Genomic DNA, 25,229 nt, shown 5'->3' on the forward strand with positions numbered 1-25,229 from the left:
ACTGCGACCGCTCACCCCTCGCCGACGGCCGAGAGGGCACGGGCAACGGCGGCGATCGACTGCTCGACGTCGTCCTCGTCGGTGGACCAGTTGCTCACGGAAATCCGGAGCACCGCCCGGTCGTGCCAGCGGGATCCGGACATCCAGGCCGTTCCCGCGGCGAGCAGGTTTTCGGTGACCCGCCGGGTGCGTTCGTCGTCCCCGAAGCTCACGCAGACCTGGGTGAAGGCAACCTCGTTGAGGATCTCTGCCCCAGGCAGCCGGGCGATGCCGTCGGCCAGGGCGCGGGCGTGCCGGGCGAGCCGCTCGACGAGGTCGACGGTGCCGGAGCGGCCGAGGGAGCGCAGGGCGGCCCAGACCGGGACGCCGCGGGCCCGCCGGGACAGCTCGGGAACCTTCTCGAGCGGGTCCCCCGGGCCCGAAGCGTCGGCGATGAGGTAGCTCGTGTGCACCCCGAACACCCCGCGCATCACCTCGGGCCGGGCGACGAACGCCACCCCGCAGTCGTAGGGGACGTTGAGCGTCTTATGGGCATCGGTGGCCCAGGAATCGGCCGCTTCGACACCGGCCAGCTGCCCCCGGTAGTGCGGGCTTGCCGCGGCCCACAGGCCGAAGGCGCCATCGACGTGCACCCAGGCACCCCTCGCATGGGCGACGGCGACCGCCTCGGTCATCGGATCGGACGCCCCGGAGTGAAGGTTGCCCGCCTGAAGGCAGACAAGGGCGGGGCCAACGCCAGCGTCGAGAGCCGCAGCAAGGGCGTCGGGCCGAAGGCGGCCCTGGGCATCCGCCTCGACGACGGTCGGGGCGCCGAGCCCGAGGTAGCGCAGGGCGAGGTCGACGACGTCGTGCCGTTCGGCTCCGACGAAGACCCGGACGCGGGGACCTCCGGCGAGGCCCTCCCGGTCCAGGTCCCAGCCGGCCCTGTCGAGGACGACCTGGCGTCCGGCGGCGAGGCCGACGAAGTTCGCCATGGTGGCCCCGGTGGTGAATCCGACACCGCTTTCGGGCGGGAGCCCGAGCAGTTCCAGCAGCCATCCCCCGGCGGCTTCCTCGGCAGCAGCAACGGCAGGGGTGGCGAAGCGCAGCCCGGCGTTCTGGTCCCACGCGCTCACCAGCCAGTCGGCGCCAAGCGCGGCCGGAAGGGTGCCGCCGATGACCCAGCCGAAGAACCGGCCGGACTGCATGGCCATCAACCCGGGCTCGGCGAGCAGGGCAAGCTCATCGATGACCCGTGCGGGATCGGTCGGTTGATCGGGCAGGGGAGCGGCGAACTGCGCGGCGAGTTCGTCCGCCGTGCGTCCGGGCGGCAGGGCGCGCGTGGGGACGGACGCGAGCCACTTCTCAGCGTGTACCCTCGCCCGCTCCAACGCGTCGCCGAAGGCGTCCGGCCGGGCTGACATGCCGCCACCTTAGCAGGGACGGCCGCCCGTGCCGAGGCCTCGACCGTGCCGGACTTTCCGGGGGCTTACCGGCGGCTCAGCTAAGTTCCCCGACCCGCTGCTGCGCCTGCTCCAGCTCTTCCTGTGCGGCCTCGGCAGCACGTTCGGCCGCATCCTTCGCGCGGCCGGCCTCGGCGGCTTCGGCGTCCAACCCGTCCAGCTCGCGCTGCAGCACCCCCAGCCGCTCCTGGAGGTCCTCGATGGAGGCCGCGAGCCCCTCGCGCTTCACCGCGATCCGGTGTGCGCGCTTCTGCAGCGTCTCCGCCGCCACGGCCGCCCGCTGGGCGGCGGCTTCGGCCTCCGAAAGGTCGGCCCGGGCCTGCGCCAGCCGGGCCGTGCGTTGCGGATCATCGGCCGGCCGGCCCTCATCCCGGGCATCTCCGCCGGCTTCGAACGAATCCTCAAACGGCCCCGCGACCGCGCCGGTCAGGTCCACCGGCTCCCATCCCGAAACCTCAAGCGGACGGACGAGCCGGCCCGTGAGGACGGCCGCCGCCGCGCCGGGGTCGGTCATCGCCGCCCGAAGAGTCCCCTCCACCTCCGGCAGGGCCGAGGCACCGGCCGGGTGGCCGATCCCGGCCGCGAGGTCGAGGCTCTGTCGTGCGATGCCGGCCAGGAGCCGCTGCCGCTGCTGCCCCAGCGCGTGGAGACGGGCCCGGTCGGTGGTCTCCTGGGCCTCGCGCAGCGATTGGCCCAGGGCCAGCACCTGCTCGATCTCCCCACGCTGCCGGTTCACCAGGAGATTCACCAGCCACGCCGCCGTCGAGGCCTTCCGAAGCTTCCGGATGGCGCCGCCCAGGTCCTTGTCCCCGGCCGTTGCGGTATCCTTCGCCTTATCATCCCTGGCACGGGTGAACTCATCAAGGGGCAGCGCGTACAGCTCGGCTGCCGCTGAGGCCAGATCCATATGTCCTGCCTCTCGAAGGAAGTCGGAGATGCCAACACTGGCAAAGACAACACGGTGGGGCAAGCGTGCCGCCGTGCCGGCCGGCCCCGGAGGAGGCGCAGGTGATAACAGTTCTTCGCCGTCCTCAACCGACGCTACCGGAAACTCTGAAGTGCTCCTATGATGAGCGTGTTCCGCTGATTTTAAGCAGGACGAATGGGGGGCGGAATGGTCTTCCCGGCGCATCTCCGGTCCAGGAAAGCAGGGCTGAACACATGAACGAGGAAGACCTTCGACGCATCCGCATTGCCGCAGCCGACAAGGAGGCCGCGGCCTTTGAGCTTGACCACGCCTCACTGACTCTTGAGGAGGCAGTCGTCGAGGCGCTGCGCCACGGCGAACATCCGGCCCTCATCGCCGAGGCGGCCGACCTGCCGGAGCCTGAGGTGGTCGGGCTGTCGGGCGCGCCGGCGGGCGTCAAGGAATTCCAGCCCGAGTGAAGCAGCCGTTCTCCTCCGGTTCCGAGGGGGGAATGAAGGTTACGTTGGCATTTGTTAGAAAAGCTACCTATATGCTTTCCTAATGGCTTCGATGAACGCCGAGAGTCGAGTCCGTTCCCCGTCATCCACCTCACACAGACAGAGCCGAATACATGCCCAATAAGAGCAGACTCACCCCGGAGGAGCCCTTCCCCGAAGACCTTACGGAGCTCAGGGACGAGTCGGTCGAGGTCCTGCACAGCAAGATCCACCGCGAGATCGATGCTGAGTACGACGAGCTGGGGGAGCTTGTTCCGGAGACCGAGTTCCGCCTCGAGGAGCTGACCGAGGAACTGGACCGCAGGGACGAGGACGCCGAGCTGGACTCCCGGCCCGTCGCCGAGGTGACCGTCCTCAAGACCGCAGACGGGGACGAGGAAGAGGCCAACGCCTGATTCCCCGGCCCACCCGGGCCACGGGCGGCGGCTCAGGCAGAGCCGCGAAGCACCAGGGACGTGCCCAGACGTGTGACCCGTTCGACCGGGCGGTCCTCGATCAGGGCCACGAGCTTCTCCGCCATCCGCACCCCCAACTCCGTCACCGGATGGGCCACCGTCGTCAGGGCCGGGGTGAGCGCCGCCGCGAACTCGTCGTCGTCGAACCCGACGACCGCCACATCCCCGGGAATCCGCAGCGAGTGCGACGCGAGGACCGGATACGCCCCGGCGGCCATCTGGGCGCTCGCCACAAACAGTCCATCGATCGGGGTGCCGCGGGCCAGGAGCCGGCGCATCGCCGCCGCCCCCGAGGCGGGGGTGAAATCCCCGAACTCGACTTTCGAGGAATCCAGGCCTGCGCCGGCCAGCACCCTGCGCCAGCCGGCGAGCCGGTCGATTCCGGCGGGCATGTCCTGCGGGCCGGCGATGGTGGCGATGTTCCGCCGCCCCTGCGCCAGAAGGAGGTCCGTGGCGGCGGCCGCGCCGGACTCGTTCTCCACCTCGACGTAGTGGCTCCCGGCCTCTCCGACCAGAGGGCGGCCGGCGAAGACGATCGGCAGGGCCCCGCTCACCTGAGCCCAGGAGTTGTCCCCGCTGTGATGGGACACCACGAGGGCTCCGTCCACATTCCCGCCCAGCAGGTAGCGACGGGTCTTCTCGGGTGAGGACTCCGAGGACAGGATCATGGTGAGGGTGTACTCGGTTTCCGCAAGGTAGCCGGCGATGCCCTCGATGACCGAGGCGAAGAACGGGTCGGTAAAGACCTTCGAGGTCGATTCCGGGAGCACGAGCGTCACCGCCTGGGTCCGCCGGCTGGCCAGCGAGCGTGCGGCACGGTTCGGCACGTAGTTCAGTGCCGCGACGGCATCACGGACCGCCTGTGCGCGCTGCGGATCCACCGACGGGGAATCGTTGACCACCCGGGAGACGGTGGCGCGCGAGACCCCGGCCAGCGCCGCCACCATTTCGAGTGTCGGCGCCGGCCGGGTCGGGCCCGGATCGCGGTGTGTCACAGGGCGGGAGCCTACCCGGCCGACCGGCCCTGCGCCTCGGCTCCCGCGCCGGCCGGATCGGAGCCCGAATGTGCGGCGGCGATCACCCGGCCGTAGGCGTGGCCGCTGTCCTTGACGGTGCGGGCCAGCGTGTCGTAGTCAACGCGCACGATGCCGAACCGTTTGCCGTAGCCCCACGACCATTCGAAGTTGTCGAGCAGGGACCACACAAAGTACCCCCGGACGTCGGCGCCCTCGTCGATGGCCCGTCCCACGGCGTCGATATGGTTCAGGATGAACCGGGTGCGCTCCGCGTCGCGGACTGCGCCGTCGGCGCTGACCTCGTCGTCGTAGGCGGCACCGTTCTCCGTGATGTACAGCGGGGGAAGGTTTTCGTACTCCCTGCCCAGGCGCACCAGCAGGTGCCGCAGTCCGTCGGGGTTGACCTCCCAGTCCATGGCCGTGCGCGGCAGGCCGCGGCTGGGGAAGGTGATCCATTCTGCGCCGATCCAGGGCGACGCCGCGGGCCGCTCCGCGCCGCCTGAATGGCCGTCGCTGCCCGAGAGGTCGGGATGCCCGCTGATGAGGTCGTCGTGATAGTGGTTCACCCCGAGGAAGTCCAGCGGCGCCCCGATCGCCTCAAGGTCGCCCGGCTGGATGAGCTCTGCCAGCCCGAACGGTTCGAGGTCCCGGAGGGAGTCCTCGGGGTAGGCGCCGCGGAGGATCGGATCGATGAAGATCCGGTTCTGCAGGGAATCGAAAAGGCGGGCCGCTTCGAGATCGACCGGGTCGGACGGGTCCTTCGGGATCGAATTGCTGAGGTTGAGGGTGATGCCAAGGTGCGCGGCGCCGCGGTTGCGCAGCTCCGCCACGGCCAGGCCGTGTGCCAGGTGCTGGTGGTGGACGGCGGCAATGGCGGCGCGCGGCTCCTGGCGGCCCGGGGCGTGCACCCCGGAGCCGTAGCCGAGCAGTGAGGAGCAGAACGGCTCGTTGAAGGTCGTCCAGTGCTTCACGCGGTCGCCGAGGGCCTCGTAGACGTCGGTGGCGTACTCAACGAAACGGTAGGCGGTGTCGCGGTTGGCCCACCCGCCTTTTTCCTCAAGCGCCTGCGGCAGATCCCAGTGGTAGAGGGTCAGCCATGGCAGGATGCCGGCGTCGAGCAGTTCATCGACGAGCCGGGAGTAGAAGTCGAGCCCCTCGCGGTTCACGGCGCGGTCCCCGGGGCACACGCGGGCCCAACTGGTGGAGAACCGGTAGGAGTCGAGTCCGAGTTCCTTCATCAGGCGGACGTCCTCGGGCATGCGGTGGTAGTGGTCCACGGCGGTCTCGAGGTTTTCCCCCTTCGCAACAGCGCCGGGGATGCGCGCGAAGGCATCCCAGACCGAGTCCTCTTTGCCGCCTTCATGGCCGGCCCCCTCCACCTGGGCGGCGGCGGTGGCCGAACCCCAGAGGAAACCCTGCGGCCAGTTCGTGCGGAGGTGTTCCTGCTGAGACATGGGCCCTTACCTGCTCCTTGAATAGGTTGCGCAAAACGCGGTGCTGACGGCGGCCGGGAGGGCAACGCTACGGTGGCGCTGCCGCCCCTGCGGGCCGGGCTGGCCACCTCTACGAGCGGGGGCGGGTCCAGCAGGCCGCAGAGAGCGCTCTCACGGGGTGGGTCGAGTCTAGGAAGGCCGGGGCGGAGGTGTCAAAGGAAGTGGGGGTAGATCGGGCGATTTGTCCAGCGCCGGCGCAAACCCAATCCCGTAGGCCCGCCGGCCGCGACCGGGTTTAATGGCAGGACCTGCCCGCGGTATCCAGGAGGAGAAGATGAGCGCTGTGTGTCCATCGTGCGGATCGAGTCTGCAGGAGCTTCCGGAGAGCCAGTGGCCGGCGTCCGGCCCTGTCCCGGAGGGGGCGATCGCCGTTTATCAGTGCGAGGGCAACCACCGGGTCATCGTCGCCGACCCGGCGGTCCAGGCCTAACGTCCCTGGGAGTGGGCCTGGCGGTCGCGGATGATCCTGTCGATCTCATCGCGCAGGGCAACCGCCTCCTCCATGGTGAGTTCGAGTTCGGCGGACTGCTCCACCCAGCCGATCTTCAGCACCTCGTCGCCCCCGGTGCCCGAAAGCCCCACCGCGAGGGCCCGTCCGCCCACCCGGCTGACATCGCCGATCACCATTTCCCCGCCGTCGTCCTCCGCGATTGCCATGCTGTCAGCTCCTTGTACGAGTGTCCGCAGCCGCCCCCGGGGCCTCGGACAGGGGCTGAGGTCATCATCCTACCCAGAGGGGATCCGCGGAATGAAGGGTCCTGAAAATTATGGCCGGGAATACAACGCAGGCTTAGCATTGAGGCGTGACCGGTGGGTATTCCATCTGCGGGCACAGCCAACCAGGGAGTACGCCATGGGCTTGAGCAACCGACTTATCAACGCTGCGGGACGATTCGCCGGCCGCGGCACCACGGGGACGACGGGCACCGGCAGGACCCGCGGCACGGGCGGAGTGGGGCGTGGCATGGGCGGCGCAGGGCGCGGCATGGGGCGCAACACCGGCCGGGGCGGTATGAGCAGCGGTTCGCGCGGCGGGCTCGGTGGAATGATCCGGGGGATCCTGAACCGGCGGTAGCCGCAGGCCCGCCTGCTGCCGGTCCGGGTCAGGTCGCAGTGGGCGCGCCAGGCGCGCCGGGCCCGTCCCGGGGCCGCAGCAGGCACGATGGGCTCCCGCGGAGTAGGTTGGTGCGATGCAGACACCTGACCTCCCGCACGCCCCGGAATTCGATCCCGATTCATCCGAACCCCAGTCGGAGGAGCTGCTCGCCGCAGCGATCACGAGGATCGAAGGCGAGATCGCCGAGCTCCAGTTCGACCGGTTCACCGCTGCCGATGCGCTCGCGCTCGGATTCCGGCTTGTGGAGCTGGGAACCGGGAGGAACCTTCCCATCGCCATCCACATCGGCCGCGGCGACCAGACGGTCTTCCACGTCGCCCTGGACGGCGCCACCTACGACAACGACCTGTGGGCCGCAGCCAAGAGCCGCACGGCGCTGCGGTATGCGGAGCCGTCCCTGCTCGTTGGCCTGCGGGCGCGCCGGGGCGGAGGAAGGCCGGAGGACAATCCGATGCTCGATCCGGCGCTCTATGCCGCCCATGGCGGAGCGTTTCCGCTGTATGTGCGCGGTGTGGGGCCGGTGGCGGTAGTGACGGTGTCCGGGCTGCCGCAGGTCGCCGACCACGACCTGGTGGTCGAGGCACTGCGGTCCTGGCAAGGTGAAGCGAGTTGAGCGAAGCGGGTTGAGAAAAGCGGGTTAGCCGAGGCGGCCTGCGGGCATGTGGCCGTGCCCGGGCGCGGAGTGAACCACGCGCCGGGCACGGTCAGTGGCGGGAACGGATACGTTCCGTCGCCTCATCGCTTCCCCCACGGAGCGGTGAGTCGTGCGCCACAACGAAGCCTAAGCATAGTCAGCATTAAAAACAAACCATTCGACCGGTTTCACTCCTCAGGCGTTCCGCGGACGAGTCCCACGAGCCGCCGGGCCTCCTGCTGATGTTCCTCGGTGAGGATGCCGGGGAGGAGAAACGCCCACATATCCTCGATGCGCTCCAGCAGGTCCCGGCGCCCGGCGAGGATGTCGGAGACCATCTGGATGCCTGCGACCGAGGCCACCAGGAGCCGCGCGAAGGACCCCGGGTCAACCCCCGCATGCAGCCAGCCCTCATCCTGTGCGGCGCGGGTCATTGACTCCAGGGCCTCGGTCCAGTGCCGGTAGGGCTCCGCCACGTCCTGTCCGAAAGCTGATGCCTCGAAGGTCAGGCGGATTCCGGCACGCACGATCGGCTCATCGAGGGTATCCTGCGCGAAGCCCCGAATGATGAGGATCATCGACTCGAGCGGCGGGTGGCCCCCAGTAAGGATGGCGGCGGAACGTTCCACCCCGCGGGCATGCTGGGCCGCAATGACCGCCCGCGCCAGTTCGTCCTTGGAACGGAAGTGGAAGTACAGCGCGCCCTTGGTCACCGAAGCCTCCTCCGCGACACGCGCGAGTGAGGCCGTCCCATAGCCCTCTTTTTCAAAGACCGCAGCGGCCCCGGCGAGGATCGACTCACGGGTCGCCCGTGCCCGCTGCTGGATCATGCCGGCTCCCCGGGACCGGGCGGGGTGCCCGGTGGGCGCACCCGCTGCACCAGGTGTCCTCCGGACAGTTCGACGTTGGATCCCACGTTGCGCCCTTCCTCCAGGCCGGATGGTGATGCACTCCCACCATGTTTTTTGGACGGCTTTTGTCGCCCGTTCCGGCAAAAGCACCAGATATACGCCGGGTTAGATAGGGGCTAGCATGCCATTAACATCCGGCCTAAGGCGCAGCGCAACGCTGTGCTGACCGCGCGGGCACGACGGCGGGTTGCCGATGCTTTCGGGTGTGACAGGTAGAGGGGGACTACGTCATGCATCTGCGCCATGGGCCGCGTTTCGGCGGCGGCGAACTGCCTGAGGAGCTGTTCATCAAGGCGATGGCTGCGACCTCGGAAATTTCTTTGATCACCGATGCTTCGGAGAACATCCAGCACGTCTCGGAGTCCTTCACAGCCATCACCGGCTACACGGCGGATGAGGTGCTGGGGCGGAACTGCCGGATGCTTCAGGGGCCGGGCACCGACGTCGACACCCGGGCCGCCATCCGGCTTAGCTCGACGCCGGTGAGCCCTTCCGGGGTGAAATCCTCAACTACCGCAAGGACGGGTCGGCGTTCTGGAACATGCTCAGCATCACTCCGCTGACCTCCGAGTCGGGGGAGCTCACCCACTTCGTGAGCGTCCAGCGCGACATCAACACCCGGATGGCGCTCCATGAACAGCTCCGCTTCCAGGCGCTTCACGATCCCGTCACCGGACTGCCGAACCGCCTGGCGATGAACAACCACCTTGCTGACATTCTGGCAGGCGGGCCCCGGTCCGAGGTCACTGCGGCCGTGGGCATGATCGACCTCGACGACTTCCGCGTGGTGAACAACACCTTCGGGCACGAAGCGGGGGATCTGCTGCTCAAGGAATGGGCGGCGCGGATCCAGGCGCAGCTGCGCGATGAGGATTTCCTCGGCCGGATGGGCGGGGACGAGTTCGTCCTGATCCTCAGCGGTATCAGCCGCGGCGCTCCGGAGGCCGGCCTCACCCGGGTCCTCGAGCGGCTTTCCTCCGCCGTCGAGGTGCCCTTCAGTATCGACGGGCGCAGGGTGACGATCGGCATGAGCATGGGACTCGCCCTGTTCCCGGAGGACGGCTTTGACACAGCTTCCCTGCTCAAGAGCGCCGATGAGGCCCTTTACGAGGTGAAGACCCGCAAACACGGACGGCGCCGATGGTGGGAGCTTGCCGCAGAGATCCCCCCGGCATCCGCCGGTGCCGGTGCTGCGGGGGCCGCCTCCGCCGTCGCCGCCGACGGGGAGGGTCCCGCCGGCACGGTCGAAGAGGAGGCCCGGTGGGCCCGGGAACGCCGGCGTGATGCCCTCTACGGTGGAGGGCTGTCCATCTGCCTTCAGCCCGTCGTAGACCTGCGGGACGGCTCGGTGCACCTGTTCGAGGCCCTGGCCCGCCTGACGCTTCCCAATGGGACGGTGCTGCAGCCCGCCGGATTCGTCAAGGAGCTGAGCACCTTTGACCTGGACTACGTCTTCTCCACTGTCCTGGAGCAGTCCCTCGCCCAGCTGGCTGAGTGGGACCGGCAGGGGCTGAACTACAGCGTGTCGGTCAACCTGCCGCCCACCATCCTTCTCGATCCGGCCTCACCCGCCCTGATCAGCAGCGCCCTGACCCGCCACGGGATCGCGCCCCACCGGCTCGGCCTCGAACTGCTCGAATCACAGACCCTGGAATGGGACATCCAGCGGGAGGCCCTCAGCCAACTGGTCCGGCTGGGAGTCGGCCTCGCCATGGACGACCTCGGAGCGGGATACAGCAGCCTCAAGCGCCTGTCGTCGCTGCCGTTCAACGCCATCAAGCTCGACCGCGATCTGCTCGCGGACATCCGAACCAAGCCGCCCGAGACGCTCAGCCTGATCGCGACCCTCATCCAGATGGGCAGGGACTTCGGTATGAACGTCGTGATCGAAGGGATCGAGGACGAGGGGATGGCCGAGGCGGTGGCGGTCCTCGGCGCGCCACTGGGCCAGGGCTTCCACTTCAGCCGCCCGCTGGCACCCCAGAACGCCGCGGCGTGGGTCGACCAGTTTTGCCTGCCGGCGCCCAACGGTTCGCTCCGCACGTGCCTTGGGGCGCTGGCCTACCATTGGCAGTTCGCCCGGCTGGGTTCGCCCCACCCCCGCGCCCTCGCCGAATGCCCCCTGAGCCGATTCCTCGCCACCTACGGCACCGGCGCCGATGTGGGCCGGTGGCACAATCAGCAGCACGATCCACGGGCGGCGCACGCCGGTGCCGGACGGCTCCTCGTGGACTGGCTGGTGCGCCAGATCCGCACGACCGCCGAGCCGGCCGGGCCACGGCTGGAGTTGCTGGCCTAAGTTTCCCAGTGCGCGGAGGCCCGAGCGACGGCATATTCCAAAGCCCGGGCGCCCCAGGGTCGAAGCCCCGAATACCCGAGACCCGAATACCCGAACGCCTGAGCACGTGCGCCTCTGGCCACACGGGGCCGGTGCGGGCCGGCGCCCCGCCGCCGCGCAGGCGGCGGGGCGCTGGAAGGTCAGGGCCGCTCGCCGTCCGCGGATCCGCCCGACGCCGACGGTGCCACGGCGGCGCCGTTCGCGGAGGCCCGCTGGCCCGACCCCGCGCCCTTCAGGATGTCGCCCAGCAGGGTGATGACATCGAGGCCCGTGGTGTCCTTGATCAGCTGGGTGGTCTGCTGCACCCCGGTCGAGACGTCCCGGCTGAGCTGGCCGGCGCCGTCGTTGGACACAACGGTCATCGTCTTGATCGCCGCAAGCGGAGCGGCGACCTCCCGGGCCATGGCGGGCAGGACCTCCAGGACCTTGCTCAGCACGGCCGCCTCATTGAACTTCTCGTATGCTTCGGCCTGCGCCGCGATGCCGGCAGCCTCTGCCTTGCCGCGCGCCTCGGTGGATTCCGCCTCAGCCTCGCCGCGTGAACGGATCACCGCCGCCTCGGCGCGGCCGCGCGCCTCCTGGACGGCCGCTTCGGCGGTTCCCCGTGCCGTGTTCGCTGCGGCGTCGGCCTCCGCCGCGACCCGGTCGCCTTCGGCGTTGAGCTTGCGCTTCGCCAGTTCCACTCGTGCCTCGATCTCGGTCGCCTCCGAGGCCCGCCGCCGCTCCTCAAGCCGGGCATCGGCCTGCTGGATCAACCGGTACTTCTCGGCGTCCGCGGGCTTGCGGACCTCGGTGTCGAGTTCGCGCTCGCGCAGTTCCGCGCGCCGCTGGGCCACCTGCTGCTCGCGGATGATCACCTGCTCGTTCTGTTCCGCCACGGCCAGGGGTCCGGCGGCGTCGGCCCGGGCCTGGCGGGCGTCGGCGACCTCCTTCAGTTCCGCACGCTTGATGATGAGCTGTTGGTGGGCCAGGGCTACCTGCTCGTCGGAGATTGCGCGGGCCTGCTCCGATTCCTGAACCGACCGGGCCTCGGCAATCTTGGCGTTTTTCTCGGCCAGCGCGGCTTCCGGACGGCCAAGGTTTTTCAAATAGCCCGAATCGTCGTCCACCGACTGAATCTGGAAAGTGTCGATTTCGAGACCCTGATTGTGCATTGAGTGTTCGGCTTCTTCCTTAACGCTCTTTGCGAAGGTGGCCCGGTCTTTAATAATCGATTCCACCGTTAGGGTTCCCACAATAGAGCGGAGTGACCCGGAAAGAGTTTCCTGGGTGTAGTGGTCAATGGCCTCCTGCTGGTTGAGGAACCGTTGGGCCGCCTTGCGGACGGCGTCGGCGTCGCCGCCCACCTTGACCTGCGCCACCCCGGTGAGGTGCAGTTTGATCCCATTCTGCGAGATTCCCTCGATCTTGAGCGAGACCTGGCGGGAAGCCAGAGAGATGGGGTAGGCGCGCTGCGAGAACGGGTTGATGAAGATCCGCCCGAAGACCACCCGCTGGCTGTCGGGATCGGGCTGGCCCTTGCTGTCTTTCGAAGAAATGATCAGGGCCTGGTCAGGGCTTGCAATATGGAGCGCCATTCGGGCAAGAATGACGCCGACGACGGCCAGGCCAAGCACAACCGCGACGATGAGGATAATTGGAATAAGAGTGGGATCCATGGTGGCCCTTTCCGCGGGCACTGAGCAACGAGCCGCGGAAAAAGGTCCCGCGTTCCACCACTGATCTTAGGGAGAAAAAGTTTTTTTGCATCCCCCCATCTGCCGAATTCTTCAACCGACTCTGCTAATGCAGAGGCAGCCGTGCATATTCTTCGATACTGCGCTCCGCAAGCCAGTCCACGAGCCGGGCCCCGGGCTCCGGGGCGTCCTCGGCCGGACCGTGCTGGAGGCCGTGCCAGTTCAGTGCCGGCGAGCCGGGTTCGGCGTGCGCGTTCAGGAACGCCGTGAGCGGGCACCGGTCCTGCGGGCCGGGATGGGGGGAGCGCAGCCGGGTGAACTGCCAGGTGTACGCGAGGGCGCCGAGGAAGGTGTCCAGTCCGCCGTCAGCTCCGGGCGGGGCAAAGACCTCAACCCAGGCGGGGACGTCCTCCGGTTCCAGGGGAGGGGCCAGGAAGTATCCCTGTCCGTAGGGCGGGGCGAGGATGCGTGCAGCCTCGGTCAGCGCGGCGTCCTCAAGGCCTTCGATGATGACCTCCCAGTCGAGGTCGCGCCCCATCTGGATGAGCATCGCGAGGATCGTCAGCGTCCGCACGGGCCGTGTCCTCAGCTGGGCCGTCAGCGCGCCATCGATCTTCACCGCGCTGAAGGGCAGCACGGACAACCGCTGGAGGCTGCTGTAACCCGACCCGAGGTCGTCCATGGCGAGGCGGACCCCCAGGGTCCGGAGGTTCGACAGCGCCGCGACCTGAACCGGCGAGGTGATCGCACCCGTTTCGAGAAGTTCAAGGACAAGCCGGTCCGGTGCGATGCCGTGCCGCTCGAGGGCAGAGGCAACCCACCCGGCGCACTCCGGGTCGAGCAGGGTGGAGGGGCTAAGGTTCACGCTGACCCGGAACGATCGCCCCGAGCGGTCCCAGCGGGCAAGGTGGGAAAGGGCCTGCTCGAGCCCGTCCCGGAAGAGTTGGTCGACTTCGTGCGCGGCCAGCGCCGGCAGGAAGTCAGCCGGTCCCATCGGGGGGTGGCCGTCGATGCTGACCCGCGCCAGCGCCTCCAGGAGGTCCACCTTTCCCGTGCGGAGATCCACAACGGGCTGCAGGACCAGCGACAGTGTCCCTCCAGGGCCCTGCGGGCCGGGGGCCGGATCTCCGGTCTGCCGCGCTGGGCTGCCTGGACCCGGCACAATTGCGGATGGGCCGGTGGTTGGCCCGGGGGCCGGGTGCGGATTCCCGGGTCCGGCGAGGCTCCACCACTGCCGGCCGGGGTCCCCGTGGAGCGTTCGATCGGAGAGGGCGGCCTCCGCCCGCCGCCGGGAGTCGCCAAATTCGTCGCGGCCGGCGCGGTGCAGCGCCAGCCCCATGCTCATTCCGACGTGGATTGAGTTCCCCCCGCCAAGCGGCACCGGAGCTTCCACGGCACGGTGGAGCCTGGCGGCGACGGATCCGATCTGCCGCTGCGCCTCGGCGTCGTCGATGCCGGCGATCAGGAGAATGAATTCGTCTCCGCCGATCCGGGCGAGGAAATCGGTGGTGCGCAGGTTCGACTTCAACCGGCGTGCCATCTCGCGCAGGAGGGCGTCGCTGGCGTCGCGGCCGAACGTGTCGTTGACGTGGCGGAAATTATCGAAACTGATCACCCCAAGGGCCACGTCCGTGGCCGCAGGTGCGGTGCCCAGCCGCTGTTCGAGGCCGCTGCGGTTGGGCAGCCCGGTGAGGGGGTCGTGAAGGGCGAGGAAGCGCAGTTCCTCCTGCAGTGCCACCTGGGCGGTGATGTCACGCTGGATGCTGACGAAGTGGGTGATCCTGCCGTCGTCATCGCGCAGCGGCGAAATGGTGAGGGCGTTCCAGAACGGTGAACCGTTCTTGCGGTAGTTGAGGATATTGCCCCGAAAGGTCTCCCCCCGCTGAAGGCGGCTGCGCATGGCGGCAAGCGTTACGCGGTCCGAACCGGGGCCCTGGAGGATCCGGCAGTTCTTCCCGAGAAGTTCCTCGGAGGTGTAGCCCGTGATGGCCGTGAAGGCGGCGTTGGCGTACAGGATGTCCTGGGCAGCGTCAGTGATCAGGGAGCCCTCGGAGACCGCGTTCAGGGCGTGGCCGAGCAGTGAGTCCGGCAGGCCCGGCGAGCCCGGTCCGCCGTCGCCGTCCCCACCAGGGCGCGGCGGTTCCTGCCGGACCGGGCCATCGGCCGGAGGAGTTGTATCGAGTGCCTCCGCGGCGCGGCCGGCGCTCAGCCGCACCTCCAGGTCGGTCAGCGCCTGGTGGTGGGAATCGAGGATCCAGCCCCAGGAGTCGGTTGGCGCGCCGGCGGCGAGGCCCGCCAGTCCTGTGGCGGGTCCGAGCCCCCACTCCTGGGCGACGGCGGCCATCTCGACATCCCGTGCCAGACGGATGAGCCCGAGTTCCTTGCGCAGGTCGGACTCGGCCCGCGGTGCTTCCGCCGGGCCCTGGGCGGAGTCCCGGGGCGGTGCCAACGCCTGACCGGTCGCCGCAAGGAGTTCCTCAAGGACCCGCCGCTCCTGCCACAGGGTGACGGTCAGTTCAGTGATGCCCACGGCACACCGACCCCCGCAGCCGGTGCCGCACGCCGATGCGCCCGGACATCAGGAGGGAAACCTTCGCGGCGGCCTGGAGCATGGTTGCATGGTGAACCTTCGCTGATCGCTGTGCATCGGTGCAGCGCGAGCCGGGCCCACAACCGCCCCTCAGGTGAGCCGGACGGCAGCCACCTGCGCCGACTATAGCAGGGCGGGCGCGCGGGACATGGAAGGTGCGGCGCACGCGTGGAGGGCCTCTCGACAGGCGCCGTGCTTGGCTTCGAGACCGGGTTCCGAGACCGGGTTTCGGGAGCGGGCTCCTGCACCGCTGGGCGCTCGTCCGGCCCGGGAGTTCCAGGCCGGCGATTTCCAGGCCTGCGCGCGTGGATGAAAGACTTGGCCCACCACCCTACCCACCAGGAGCGCCCGTGCGATCACTTCGGCTTGGTCCGGACTTCCTTTCCCGCACCTCGTCCGTCTGGATCTTCTTCGCGCTGATCCACGCGGGGTTCCTCGCCCGGCTGATGCCCTTCATCCTGTCCGGGGGAGTGCTCAGCGACATCAACATCTACCGTGGCTGGGCCTACCAGGCCCTGAGCGACGGGGTCTGGCAGGGCATCGACACTGCCTGGGTCTATCCCACCGCAGCCATTGTGCCCATTGTCGCCGCCACGGTCCTTGGCCCGGAGCTGTACCAGCTGACGTGGTTCGGCATCTTTGCAGCCCTGAACGCGGCCGGCACCGCCGCCCTGCTCCGCCGTGGCACGCCGCACGGCCCCCGGGCGGCGTACTGGTGGCTCGCTGCCACGGCACTGCTCGGCCCGGTCGCGGTGGGACGACTCGACGGGCTGACCGCCCCTGTGGTGATCATCGGAATCCTGCTCCTTGCTGCGCGGCCGGTCCTTGCCTCCCTCCTGCTCAGCGCCGCAACCTGGGTGAAGGTCTGGCCCGCCGCCGTCGTACTGGCCGCCGTGATCACCTGCCGCGGCCGTCTCCGGATCGCGCTGGCGGGGGCCGGCCTGTCAGCGGGCATTGCCGTCGTCGTCGCCGTCTTCGGTGACCTCCGCAACCTCACCGGGTTTCTCGGCGCCCAGGGCGCACGCGGGATGCAGCTCGAGGCGCCGCTGTCGACGCCCGGCGTCTGGCAGGCGATCACGGGGACCTCGGGGGCGTACTTCTACGAGGACAAGATCATCAACACCATGGAGGTTCGAGGTGCGCTGAGCGGGCAGGTCTCCGCGTTGATGGGCCCGCTGCTGGCCCTGGCGGTGCTCGGAACCGCCGCGCTGGTCGCCGTCGGGCTCCGCCGGGGAGCGCGCCCGGGCCCGCTGCTGGCCACCGCCTCGCTCGCCCTGGTGACCACGCTCGTCGTGTTCAATAAGGTCGGCTCACCCCAGTTCATGCTCTGGATCGCCGCGGTGATCGCCGCAGGGCTGGTGCTCGACACCGCAGGGGACTGGCGGCTCCCGGCGGCGGCAATGCTCCTGACCGCGGCGCTCACAACGCTCGTCTACCCGATTTTCTACGACGAGCTGCGGTACGGGCTGAACCCGGCGGTCGCCGTCCTGCTGACGCTGCGCAACCTCCTCGTGGTGGGGATCTTCGCGTGGTCGCTGCGCAGGCTCTGGCGGATGAGCCGGAGGACGGCGGGGGCGCCGGCCCGGGCAGGCCTGCCGGGATCCGCCTAGGCATCCGTGCGCAGGGCCCGGCGCCGCACCTCAGCCGTGCCCGGGTTCGCCCGTGACGCGGTGGTCGGCATGGCTCAGGCCCTCCCGGACCAGCCGCGCCAGATGGCCGTCCGTGATGCTGTAGATCACCCGGCGGCTCTCGCGGTGGGTGCTGACGAGCCCGGCAAGACGCAGCTTCGCCAGGTGCTGGCTGACCGAGGTGCGGCTCACAGCAGTGCGTGCCACGAGTGTTCCGACGTCGGACGGTCCATGGGTGAGCAGCCACAGGAGGTGAAGCCGGGTCGGATCCGCGAGCATTCGAAACGTGGCCGCCCCGGATTCCAGACGCTCCGGGTCCGGCGGCCCGGGATGGTGAAGGCTGGGCCCCTTACCGCCCATCCCGGGTCCCTTCGGCCGCCGAGCCCGCAATTGGCGGCGCAGGCCGGGCAACGCGCGGCCACAGCAGGACCGCACCCACGGTTCCCGCAGCGGCCAGCGCCGCCAGGACCAGCGCCGCGGCCGGCTGGCCCGCGGCGGCGCCGATCCAGCCTGCGGCCGGATAGGTGATGATGAAGCACGCATGCGACAGCGAAAACTGGGCCGTGAACAGAGAGTTCCGGGTGCGGTCCGTAGCGGCCCGGCGCAGCAGCCGACCCGAGGGGGTGCTGATCATCGAGGTTCCGGCGCCGAGCAGTCCCCACAGGCCGAGGTAGAGCAGCCAGGAGTGATCTGTGAGGGGGACCGGGAGCTGCTCCGTCCAGGTCAGCAGCGCTGCGGCGGCAAGCCCCGGCGGCAGGAGGATGCCGCCGGTGAGCATGAGGGAACGGTCGGAGGTCCGGTCAAGGAGCCGCGGGGCGGCAAGGGCCACGATCATCGAGCCCGCGCCGTAGCAGGCGAGGGCGAGCGCGACGTCGGTATTGGAGCGGTCGAACACCTCCCGGACGTGCACCACGGTATTGACGAGCACGTAGGCCGTGCCTGCGGCGACGGCAAGGTCAAGGGCCAGCAGCCCGCGCAGCGGGGCCACGCGCAGGAAGATCCGCGTCCCGAGGGTGGTCCGGTGCAGCAGCGACCCGGCTGGGTCCGCCGGTGGAATCCGCGGCAGCCGGGTGGCTGCGACCAGGGCGGCCGAGAGCAGGAAACCGGCGGCCGTCCCGAGAAACAGGTTCGAGTAGGAAACGATGAGCAGCAGGGCGGCCGCCAGCAGCGGGCTGAGCAGCGACTCCAGATCGTAGGCGAGGCGGGAGAGCGACAGTGCTCGGGTGTAGTCCCGCTCGCGCGGCAGGATGACGGGGATCACGGCCTGGAACGCCGGGGTGAAGGTGGCCGAGGCCGACTGCAGGAGAAAGACCAGCAGGTAGATCTGCCAGATCGAGTCGACCCACGGCAGGGCCAGGGCGATGGCGGCGCGCACGAGGTCCGCGCCGATCAGCACCGCCCGGCGGGGCAGGTGCCCCACCAGTGCGGACATGAAGGGCGCGGCGAAGACGTAGGCGACCATCTTCAGGGTGAAGGCCGTGCCGAGGACGGCGCCGGCCTGCCCGCCGGCGAGGTCGAAGGCAAGCAGGCCGAGCGCCACCGTCAGGAGGCCGGTGCCCGCCAGGGCCACAACCTGGGCGGTGAGCAGCTTCCGGTAGGCCGGAACCCGCAGGACGGTGAGCATGGGTTCCTTCGGGGCGGAGGAAGCGGGGACCTTCAGGATAGGTGCGCGTTCACGCACATATCAAGATCCCGCCGGGCGCTTCAGGGGTGGCGGACGCCTTCGCCTGCCAGTACCGCGCGGTACCCCTCCCGGTAGGTGGGGTAGGTGAAGGAGAACCCGGTCGAACGCAGCAGGGCACTTGAGCAGCGCTTGTCGCCGCCGCGGGTGGTGCTGGCCGGTCCCGCAGGGGGAGCCGGCAGCCGCAGTTCGGCCGCGAGGAAACGCAGGACGTCGGCGAGATCCGAGGGTTCCTCATCGGTGCCCAGGTACACCGGGGCCGGGGTCCCCACCGCGGTGGTGAGGTGCACGATGGCCGCGGCGGCGTCGTCCCTGTGGATGCGGTTGGTCCACTGGGGCTCGGCGGGCAGGACGGCCCGGCCGGAGGAGACCGAGTCGATCAGCCGGGTGCGGCCCGGCCCGTAGATGCCCGACAGCCGGAGCACCAGGGCGCCGGGGGAGCGCTCCAGCAGGAGCACCTCGGCCTCCCTCAGGATTTTCCCCGTGGGTGTCCCGGCCTCGGCCGGGGAGTCCTCGTCCACGAGTCCGCCGCCGAAGTCTCCATACACGGCGGTTGAGGAGACGAAAAGGATCCGCCGGGGGCTCACGCCGTCGCGCTCCAGGGCGTCGAGGAGGTTCGCCGTCGCGCTCACGTAGGCCGCCCGGTAGGCCGCCTCGGTGCGCTCGCCGGCGGCGGTGGCGATCACCGCGATCTCCGTGTCGGCCGGGACCTTCGGCAGGGTGCCGGTGAGGTCAACGGCCCGGCCCTCAATCTGCTCCGGAAGCCGACCGGGGGAGCGCCGCCAGCCCACCACCCGGTGCCCGGCCGCGGCGTAGCGCAGCCCGGCCTCCGTTCCAAGGTCTCCGCACCCGGCGATCAGCACTGTCATTCCTCGAGCCTATCCCCAGTCCTAGTCGCGGATCCGCACGGCGGTCTCGCGGAGGTACAGGTCAACGCGCGTGTACGCGTCGCGGGTCAGGGCCTTCCACAGCTCGACGCCGAGCCGCGGGTCCTCCTCCTCGATGCTGCTGATGGCGTCCGCCGTCAGGACCTTCAGCTGCACCTTGCCCAGCGCCTTCACGGTGGTCTCCTGGCGGTCCGAGCTGCCCAGTGCCAGCTCGCCGAACGTCATCCCGGCGCTGAGGGTCGTCAGCTTCACGCGCCCGCCGGTCGGGCCGGGCACGGAGGTCTCGATCCTGCCCGAGAGAATGAAGAAGACGCCGCCGAAGCGCTGGCCGACCCGCCGGATCACGTCGCGGTCGGCGTAGGTGCGGTCCTCCATCCGCCGGGCAAGGGCGTCGACGTCCTCCGCGCTCAGCGGGCTGAGCGCCGGGCAGTCGGCGACCTCGACCTCGGCCGGCAGGCACAGCTCGTCGCCGTAGCGGCCGATCAGCTCGTTCTCGCACCACTCGACGGCGGCGGTGCGGGTGTCGAAGGTCGGCACCTCCCGGTCCACGTCCTGAAAGGTATCGGCGAGGTTGCCGTCGGCGTCGATCAGGACGAGTTCCCGGCCGGCCGCCACCAGGTTCTCGCGCACCTCGGCCAGCAGGCGCAGGGACACCCCGGCCACCTCGTCGACGCGGCGCAGATCCAGGATGACGAGGGCGACGTCCTCGCCCAGGCTGCTCAGTTCGCGGACCATCGATTCGGTGCCGGCGAACAGCAGGTCGCCGTTGAGCTCAATGACCCTGGCGCGGTGCCCGTGTTCGCGGAGGATGTCCATCGCTTCGTCGTTGCGGCGGATTCCGGAGGGGGCCCCGGTGATGTCGTAGGTCGACCGGATGGCCGAGCGGCCGGTGCGGGCGGCCCGGACGAAGTGAAGTTCCATGTCGTTGGAGAGCCGCTCGGCGGTGGCGACACCGCGGACGCTGCTGCCGTGGGCATCGAGCGGCGGGGAATACACGGCGAGGCCGACCTGGCCGGGCAGCACGGCGATCGTGCCGCCGCCGACGCCGCTCTTGGCCGGCATGCCGACGTTGCTGAGCCAGGAGCCGGCGTCGTCGTACATGCCCGAGGTGGCCATCACCGACAGGACCCGCTCCACCTCGCCGATGCCCAGAACCTCCTTGCCCGTCAATGGATTGCGGCCGGCGTTGGCGAGCGTGGCGGCCATGACGGACAGGTCGAGACAGGTCACCTGGACCGAGCACTGGCGGAAGTAGTCGCTGATGACCGGCGCCGGATCGGACTCGAGGATGTTGAAGGACCGCAGCAGGTAGGCCAGCGCCCGGTTGCGGTGGCCGTGTTCGAGTTCGGATTCGAAAATCTCCTCGTCGACGCTCAGCTGCCGGCCGGCGAAGGCCGAGTAGGTATTGAGGATGCGCTTGAACCGGGCGTTGCCGCCGGCGGAGCGGACGAGAGAGGTCGCGGTGAGGGCGCCGGCGTTGATCATGGCGTTGGCGGGCCGACCGGTGCCGGGGGCCAGCGAGATCTCGTTGAAGGAATCTCCCGACGGTTCGACGTCGACCTTCGCGTCCACGGCCTCCAGGCCCAGGTCGGCCAGCGCCAGCCCGTAGGTGAAGGGCTTGGAGATCGACTGGATGGTGAATTCCTGCCGGGTGTCGCCGATCTCGTAGGTGTACCCGTCGACGGTGGTGAGGCAGATGCCGAAGTTGTCCGGGTCGACGTTCGCCATGGCCGGGATGGTGCTGTACGGCTTGCCGTCCTTCAGCTCCGCGATCTCCTGATGGATCTTCTTGAGGTAGCTCTCGATCGGCGATTCCATGACTTCAACCCTAGGGCACCCCGCCGGAAGGGCCGCCCGGCAGCCGTCCGCGCCCCTGTGCCCGGGCGATGCGGAAGTCCTCAGGGTGCCCGAAAGCGACCTCCGCGCCAGAAAACGACTGGCGCACCCGAAAGCGACCTCCGCGCCGGATATTTCCGGTGCGCTCGCCGCAATCTGGTGCGCTCGTCGCGATCAGGGTCCTTCACCGCAGGGGCGGCCGCCGCAGGATGCCCGCGGGATGTCCCTGCCGCCGCCTAGGGGCGCCGGTTGCCGAGGCGCTCCAGCAACCGCTCTTCGGCATGCTCCCCGGGCTTGATCCCGGATGGGATGCGGAACAGGAAAAACAGGCCGAGCACCCACCACAGGCCGAAGAGGATCCACGGCGGCGGGGTGAGCGATGCCGGCATGCCAGGCATGTACAGGCTCAGAAGTGCGACGCACAGCACGACGGCGGCCCACCCGATGATCAGGCCGCCTGACCCGTTGCCTCCCACACGGAGCGGGCGCTCCATGCCGGGCTCGGTACGGCGGAGGATCACGAAGACGAGCGAGACCAGGATGTAGGCGACCACGATGCTCGGCGCGCCGGAATCGACAAGCCAGCCAAGCATCTGCTCACCGAAGAACGGTGCGATAAATGAAAGGGCGCCGATGAACATCAGCGCGTTCGCGGGGGTGCGGTACTTCGGGTGGAGCACCCCGAACCAGCGCGGGAGCATTCCGGATCGGGCCATCGAATACATCAGCCGCGACGCTCCGAGGAGCAGCGAGTTCCAGGACGTGAGGATTCCTGCGATGCCGCCGGCGATGAGTACCTGGGCCATGAAATCGGAGCCGAACATTGCACCCATGGCGTCGGCCGTGGCAATGTCGGCGCCGGCGAGGTCTCCGACCGGCATTGCGGAGGACGTCGTCAGGATCGTCATGACGTACCAGATCGTCGCGAGGATCACCGCGACGACGACCAGACGGCCGATCTGGCGGGGAGGGATATCCACCTCTTCGGCCGACTGGGGGATGACGTCGAAGCCAATGAAGAGGAAGGGCACGACGACGAGCACACCGAAGTAGCCCGCGACGCCCCCGGCAAAGAGAGGCTCCATATTGGCGGTCGATCCGCCGGTGAAGGAGCCAAGGATGAGGATTGCTCCGATGAGGAGCAGGAACAGCACAACGAAGGTCTGGGCGACACCGGCCAGCTTGACCCCGCGGATGTTCACCCAGGTGATGACGACGGCGGCGACCGCGCCGACCAGTGCCCAGGTGAGGTGCACCTGATCCCCGGCAACCTCCCACAGCGGGATCCGGCTCAGGTCCGGGAACAGGTATTCGGCGGTGCGGGGAAGCGCGACGGCTTCGAACGCGACGATTGTGACATATCCGCCCGTGATCGCCCATGAACCAATGAAGGACCACCGCGGACCCATTCCGCGCAGCAGGAAGTTGTGCTCACCGCCCGCCTTCGGCATCGCGGCAGTGAGCTCGGCGTAGGTGAGGCCGACAACGCCCATGATGACGCCGCCGGTGACCATTGCGGCGACCGCGCCCAGGGTGCCCGCCGAGGTGATCCAGTCACCGGTGAGAACCACCCAGCCAAAACCGATCATTGCGCCGAAGCCAAGCGCCAGCGCGTCCCAGTTGCCGAGCACCTTCAGGAGGGAGGCTTCCTCCCCTTGGGCATGTGAAGTTTCAGCCATTTTCCGACACCTTCGTTCGGGGGTGCTTTCGCGCCCGGGGGTGGGCTTGGATCCCGAGGCCAGTCTAGGAGCAGGGCGGGCTGCGGAACAGCATCCCGCCCGGAAGAGTTCACCACGCCCGGAAACGCCTGCCGCACCCGAAAGCGACCTCCGCGCAGGATATTTCCGGTGCGCTCGTCGCAATCCGGTGCGTTCGCGGCGGAGAGTCGATGCGCTTCGCTAGACTTCCGAAGACCCGGTCCCGGAACGTGCTCCGGGCTCCGACTCCATCCATCCCAGGACAGTCAATGCCCAAAAGCTCAACCCGGTCTCCCCGGATCGAAGATCTGGTGCTGCGGGACCTCGCAGTGCCCCAGGACGGTCCTCCCGAGGCGGGCGATCACCGCGGAGGTGAGCTGTACTCCGCCACCAGCCTCGACGGCTTGGACCTCGGCGGCATCTCCTTCAGCGAGTGCCTGTTCGAAGGGATCTCCCTCAATGAGACACAGCTGCGCGGGGCCCGGTTCCGCGAGTGCCGCTTCACCGAGCTGTTTGCCCCCGTCTTCGCCGCGGCCCGGAGCTCCTGGCGCAACGTCCGGCTCGAGGGCACCCGCTGGGGATCGGCCGAACTGTACGACAGCACGCTTGAATCGGTGCGGATCAGCGGCGGGAAGCTTGACTTCCTCAACCTCCGCAGCTCAACCCTCACCGATGTCGACATCTCGGACTGCATCATCGGCGACCTCGATCTCACCGATGCGAAGGGGGTCCGCGTCGCGCTGCGCAACTGCCGGATCAACACCCTCACCCTCACCGGAAGCAGGCTGCGGGACGTCGACCTGCGCACCACCGAGTTCCGGGCGCTCAACGGTCCGGACGGGCTGGGCGGGGTCACCATCGATTCCTACCAGTTGGGCCTCCTCGCGCCGATCCTCGCGGAGAACCTGGGCCTCCGCGTCGAGGGCTGAGCCCCCCCGGGAGCGCCGTGCTCCAGTTCGGGCAGCCCGGTCCGACGTGCGGCTATCGATCGCGCCGGGCCTGGTCCCGCGGGCGGGCGTCGGGGTCGTCAGACGTGGTATCGGAGGGGTCGCCTCCGGTCCGCGGGTCGGGGGCGGAAGTGTCCGGCGCGTGCTGCTCTCCCTGCGATGGCTGGAAATTCTGCGCCTTGTACTGATCCGAGGGGTGCGGTGCTGGTGGGGTGGAACCGGCGGCGCCAGGTGCGGTCGGGTAGGGCGCGGGAGCCTGGCCCTGCGGGGACGGTGCCCCATAGGGCGGCTGGTACTGACCGGCGGGAGCCTGGCCCTGCGGGTACGGCGGCGGGTACTGCCCGGCCGGAGCCTGGCCCTGCGGGTACGGCGGCGGGTACTGCCCGGCATTGGGCGCGAAGGCATACTGCCCGTAGGGGTACTGCGCGTAAGGCTGAATGGCCGGAACCGGCGCAGGAACGACCACCCGGTCCCGTCGGAGGCTGCCGGACCGGTCGAACATCCGGAGCACGACGACCGCAAAAGCCGCCGTCGTCAGCACCGAGATGCCGAGCCCGATGGCGGAGCCCTCCTTGGCATTGACGTCCACGAGGCCCACGGCGCCGAGCAGGAAGATTGTCGAGTTGTTGACGACGTGTGCAGCGATGGCCGCCTCGAGGCCGCCCGTGCGCCAGGTGATCCACCCCGCGAAGACGGCGAACAGGGCGACATCGAGCTGGCCCAGCAGGTCATAACCGTGACCCAGCACGAACAGCGGGACCGGCAGGAGGATCGCGAAGGCAGGATGGCGGAGCCAGCTGCCGACCGCCTGCATGAGGTAACCGCGGAAAACGTATTCCTCGGCGGCGGCCTGGAACGGCACGAGCAGGAGGGTCATCGCGATCAGGATACCCACCCGCGGACCCGCAAGGTCGAGGGTTGGCGGAACGTAGCCGGGAAACAGCGGCTCAAGGAGGAAGGACAGCGCGATGCTGAGCGAGTAGATGACGGCGGCAGCGGCGAGGCACCGGCCGAGCCATCCCCAGCGGATCCGCCCGTGGACCGAGGAAAGCAGCCCGATCGGCCGGGGCCCGGTGATCAGCGCCGCAAGGGCGAGCGCGGGAATCAGCAGGATGAGGGACACCATCGTGAAGCCGAACACGAGCGGGTCCGAGAGGTCGAAGGACTCAAGCCTTTCGAGGTAGGAGGCGCCCAGCGCCGGGTCGAGGCCGCCCCTGATCCCGCCGATGACGAGCACGATGAGCATGAATATCAGGTAGAAGATGGTGCCGAGCAGTCCGGTCAGCAGGGGCTTCCACCACCGGTGGCCGGCCCAGGAGCGGGTCAGGCGATGGAAGGGGAAGGCCTCGCCTGCCGGGGCGCCGGCCGGGTCTGCCGGCGGTTCCGCCCATCGGTTCGATGCCGCCACGGTCGACGGGCCTTCTGCAAATCGGTCCACTGTGTGCTTGTCCATCCC

The 25,229-nt window shown here is 69.2% G+C and carries 23 protein-coding genes; 9 read left to right on the top strand and 14 right to left on the bottom strand.

The annotated features are described in order from the left end of the window. Positions 1-11: 11 nt before the first annotated feature. Entirely contained in the window at positions 12-1,403 is a 1,392-nt protein-coding gene (locus GVV77_RS00790; protein ID WP_159615481.1) for a pyridoxal phosphate-dependent decarboxylase family protein, read from the bottom strand. Positions 1,404-1,479: 76 nt separating this feature from the next. Next, a complete protein-coding gene (locus tag GVV77_RS00795; protein ID WP_159615483.1) occupies positions 1,480-2,349 on the bottom strand; it encodes a hypothetical protein in 870 nt (289 codons plus the stop codon). A gap of 254 nt (positions 2,350-2,603) precedes the next feature. On the opposite strand from GVV77_RS00795, the gene GVV77_RS00800 reads away from it, so the two are divergent. Together GVV77_RS00800 and GVV77_RS00805 are read left to right on the top strand one after the other, a co-directional pair. After that, entirely contained in the window at positions 2,604-2,828 is a 225-nt protein-coding gene (locus GVV77_RS00800) for a hypothetical protein (protein WP_159615485.1), read from the top strand. Positions 2,829-2,980: 152 nt separating this feature from the next. Beyond that, positions 2,981-3,262, top strand: coding sequence for a hypothetical protein (locus GVV77_RS00805; protein ID WP_201291421.1), 282 nt, complete (start codon positions 2,981-2,983; stop codon positions 3,260-3,262). Positions 3,263-3,294: 32 nt separating this feature from the next. Here the strand turns inward: GVV77_RS00805 and GVV77_RS00810 are convergent, their stop codons facing one another. Together GVV77_RS00810 and GVV77_RS00815 are read right to left on the bottom strand one after the other, a co-directional pair. Beyond that, positions 3,295-4,269 (bottom strand): LacI family DNA-binding transcriptional regulator, encoded by a 975-nt coding sequence (locus GVV77_RS00810; protein ID WP_159616117.1) that lies wholly within the window; start codon positions 4,267-4,269, stop codon positions 3,295-3,297. A 59-nt stretch (positions 4,270-4,328) separates the two neighbouring features. Further along, positions 4,329-5,792: a GH1 family beta-glucosidase gene (locus tag GVV77_RS00815; protein ID WP_159615487.1), complete on the bottom strand. Its 1,464-nt coding sequence runs from the start codon at positions 5,790-5,792 to the stop codon at positions 4,329-4,331. Positions 5,793-6,105: 313 nt separating this feature from the next. Between GVV77_RS00815 and GVV77_RS18070 the strand changes: the two genes are divergently transcribed. Next, positions 6,106-6,261, top strand: a complete 156-nt coding sequence (locus tag GVV77_RS18070; RefSeq protein WP_165968701.1) for a hypothetical protein — start codon at positions 6,106-6,108, stop codon at positions 6,259-6,261. Here GVV77_RS18070 and GVV77_RS00820 read toward each other — a convergent pair. Further along, positions 6,258-6,488 carry a hypothetical protein gene (locus GVV77_RS00820; RefSeq protein WP_159615489.1) on the bottom strand — a complete coding sequence of 77 codons (231 nt, stop codon included), beginning with the start codon at positions 6,486-6,488 and terminating at the stop codon, positions 6,258-6,260. The two genes, GVV77_RS18070 and GVV77_RS00820, sit on opposite strands and share 4 nt — an antisense overlap. 202 nt (positions 6,489-6,690) lie before the next feature. Between GVV77_RS00820 and GVV77_RS00825 the strand changes: the two genes are divergently transcribed. Further along, positions 6,691-6,906 carry a hypothetical protein gene (locus GVV77_RS00825; RefSeq protein WP_159615491.1) on the top strand — a complete coding sequence of 72 codons (216 nt, stop codon included), beginning with the start codon at positions 6,691-6,693 and terminating at the stop codon, positions 6,904-6,906. Positions 6,907-7,021: 115 nt separating this feature from the next. Then, positions 7,022-7,561 carry a heme-degrading domain-containing protein gene (locus tag GVV77_RS00830; RefSeq protein ID WP_159615493.1) on the top strand — a complete coding sequence of 180 codons (540 nt, stop codon included), beginning with the start codon at positions 7,022-7,024 and terminating at the stop codon, positions 7,559-7,561. 209 nt (positions 7,562-7,770) lie between these two features. Here GVV77_RS00830 and GVV77_RS00835 read toward each other — a convergent pair whose 3' ends face one another. After that, a complete protein-coding gene (locus GVV77_RS00835) occupies positions 7,771-8,412 on the bottom strand; it encodes a ScbR family autoregulator-binding transcription factor (protein ID WP_159615495.1) in 642 nt (213 codons plus the stop codon). A gap of 311 nt (positions 8,413-8,723) precedes the next feature. Between GVV77_RS00835 and GVV77_RS00840 the strand changes: the two genes are divergently transcribed. Beyond that, positions 8,724-9,056, top strand: coding sequence for a PAS domain S-box protein (locus tag GVV77_RS00840; RefSeq protein ID WP_159615497.1), 333 nt, complete (start codon positions 8,724-8,726; stop codon positions 9,054-9,056). Then, positions 8,996-10,792 carry a putative bifunctional diguanylate cyclase/phosphodiesterase gene (locus GVV77_RS00845; RefSeq protein ID WP_343033032.1) on the top strand — a complete coding sequence of 599 codons (1,797 nt, stop codon included), beginning with the start codon at positions 8,996-8,998 and terminating at the stop codon, positions 10,790-10,792. Before GVV77_RS00840 ends, GVV77_RS00845 begins: the two co-directional genes overlap by 61 nt. 179 nt (positions 10,793-10,971) lie before the next feature. Here the strand turns inward: GVV77_RS00845 and GVV77_RS00850 are convergent, their stop codons facing one another. After that, a complete protein-coding gene (locus GVV77_RS00850; protein WP_159615501.1) occupies positions 10,972-12,489 on the bottom strand; it encodes a flotillin family protein in 1,518 nt (505 codons plus the stop codon). A 124-nt stretch (positions 12,490-12,613) separates the two neighbouring features. Continuing rightward, on the bottom strand, positions 12,614-15,037 hold the full coding sequence (locus GVV77_RS00855) for a putative bifunctional diguanylate cyclase/phosphodiesterase (protein WP_159615503.1): 2,424 nt from the start codon (positions 15,035-15,037) through the stop codon (positions 12,614-12,616). A 410-nt stretch (positions 15,038-15,447) separates the two neighbouring features. Here GVV77_RS00855 and GVV77_RS00860 point away from each other — a divergent pair, with 410 nt between their 5' ends. Beyond that, positions 15,448-16,707 (top strand): glycosyltransferase 87 family protein, encoded by a 1,260-nt coding sequence (locus GVV77_RS00860; protein WP_159615505.1) that lies wholly within the window; start codon positions 15,448-15,450, stop codon positions 16,705-16,707. A gap of 30 nt (positions 16,708-16,737) precedes the next feature. Here the strand turns inward: GVV77_RS00860 and GVV77_RS00865 are convergent, their stop codons facing one another. From GVV77_RS00865 to GVV77_RS00885, 5 genes are all read right to left on the bottom strand, one after another. Next, entirely contained in the window at positions 16,738-17,085 is a 348-nt protein-coding gene (locus GVV77_RS00865; RefSeq protein ID WP_159615507.1) for an ArsR/SmtB family transcription factor, read from the bottom strand. Then, positions 17,075-18,349: an MFS transporter gene (locus GVV77_RS00870; RefSeq protein ID WP_159615509.1), complete on the bottom strand. Its 1,275-nt coding sequence runs from the start codon at positions 18,347-18,349 to the stop codon at positions 17,075-17,077. The genes GVV77_RS00865 and GVV77_RS00870 overlap by 11 nt, the downstream gene beginning before the upstream one ends. Before the next feature lie 80 nt (positions 18,350-18,429). Further along, on the bottom strand, positions 18,430-19,275 hold the full coding sequence (locus tag GVV77_RS00875; RefSeq protein ID WP_159615511.1) for an NAD-dependent epimerase/dehydratase family protein: 846 nt from the start codon (positions 19,273-19,275) through the stop codon (positions 18,430-18,432). Between the two features lie 21 nt (positions 19,276-19,296). Continuing rightward, positions 19,297-21,111, bottom strand: coding sequence for a glutaminase A (glsA, locus tag GVV77_RS00880; protein ID WP_159615513.1), 1,815 nt, complete (start codon positions 21,109-21,111; stop codon positions 19,297-19,299). A gap of 254 nt (positions 21,112-21,365) precedes the next feature. Then, a complete protein-coding gene (locus GVV77_RS00885; protein ID WP_159615515.1) occupies positions 21,366-22,808 on the bottom strand; it encodes an APC family permease in 1,443 nt (480 codons plus the stop codon). 287 nt (positions 22,809-23,095) lie between these two features. Between GVV77_RS00885 and GVV77_RS00890 the strand changes: the two genes are divergently transcribed. Then, entirely contained in the window at positions 23,096-23,755 is a 660-nt protein-coding gene (locus tag GVV77_RS00890) for a pentapeptide repeat-containing protein (protein WP_159615517.1), read from the top strand. A 52-nt stretch (positions 23,756-23,807) separates the two neighbouring features. Here the strand turns inward: GVV77_RS00890 and GVV77_RS00895 are convergent, their stop codons facing one another. After that, positions 23,808-25,226, bottom strand: a complete 1,419-nt coding sequence (locus tag GVV77_RS00895; RefSeq protein ID WP_159615519.1) for a CPBP family intramembrane glutamic endopeptidase — start codon at positions 25,224-25,226, stop codon at positions 23,808-23,810. Positions 25,227-25,229 lie beyond the last annotated feature (3 nt).

The organism is Arthrobacter zhaoguopingii (genome assembly GCF_009828605.1).
Lineage (GTDB): Bacteria > Actinomycetota > Actinomycetes > Actinomycetales > Micrococcaceae > Arthrobacter_D > Arthrobacter_D zhaoguopingii.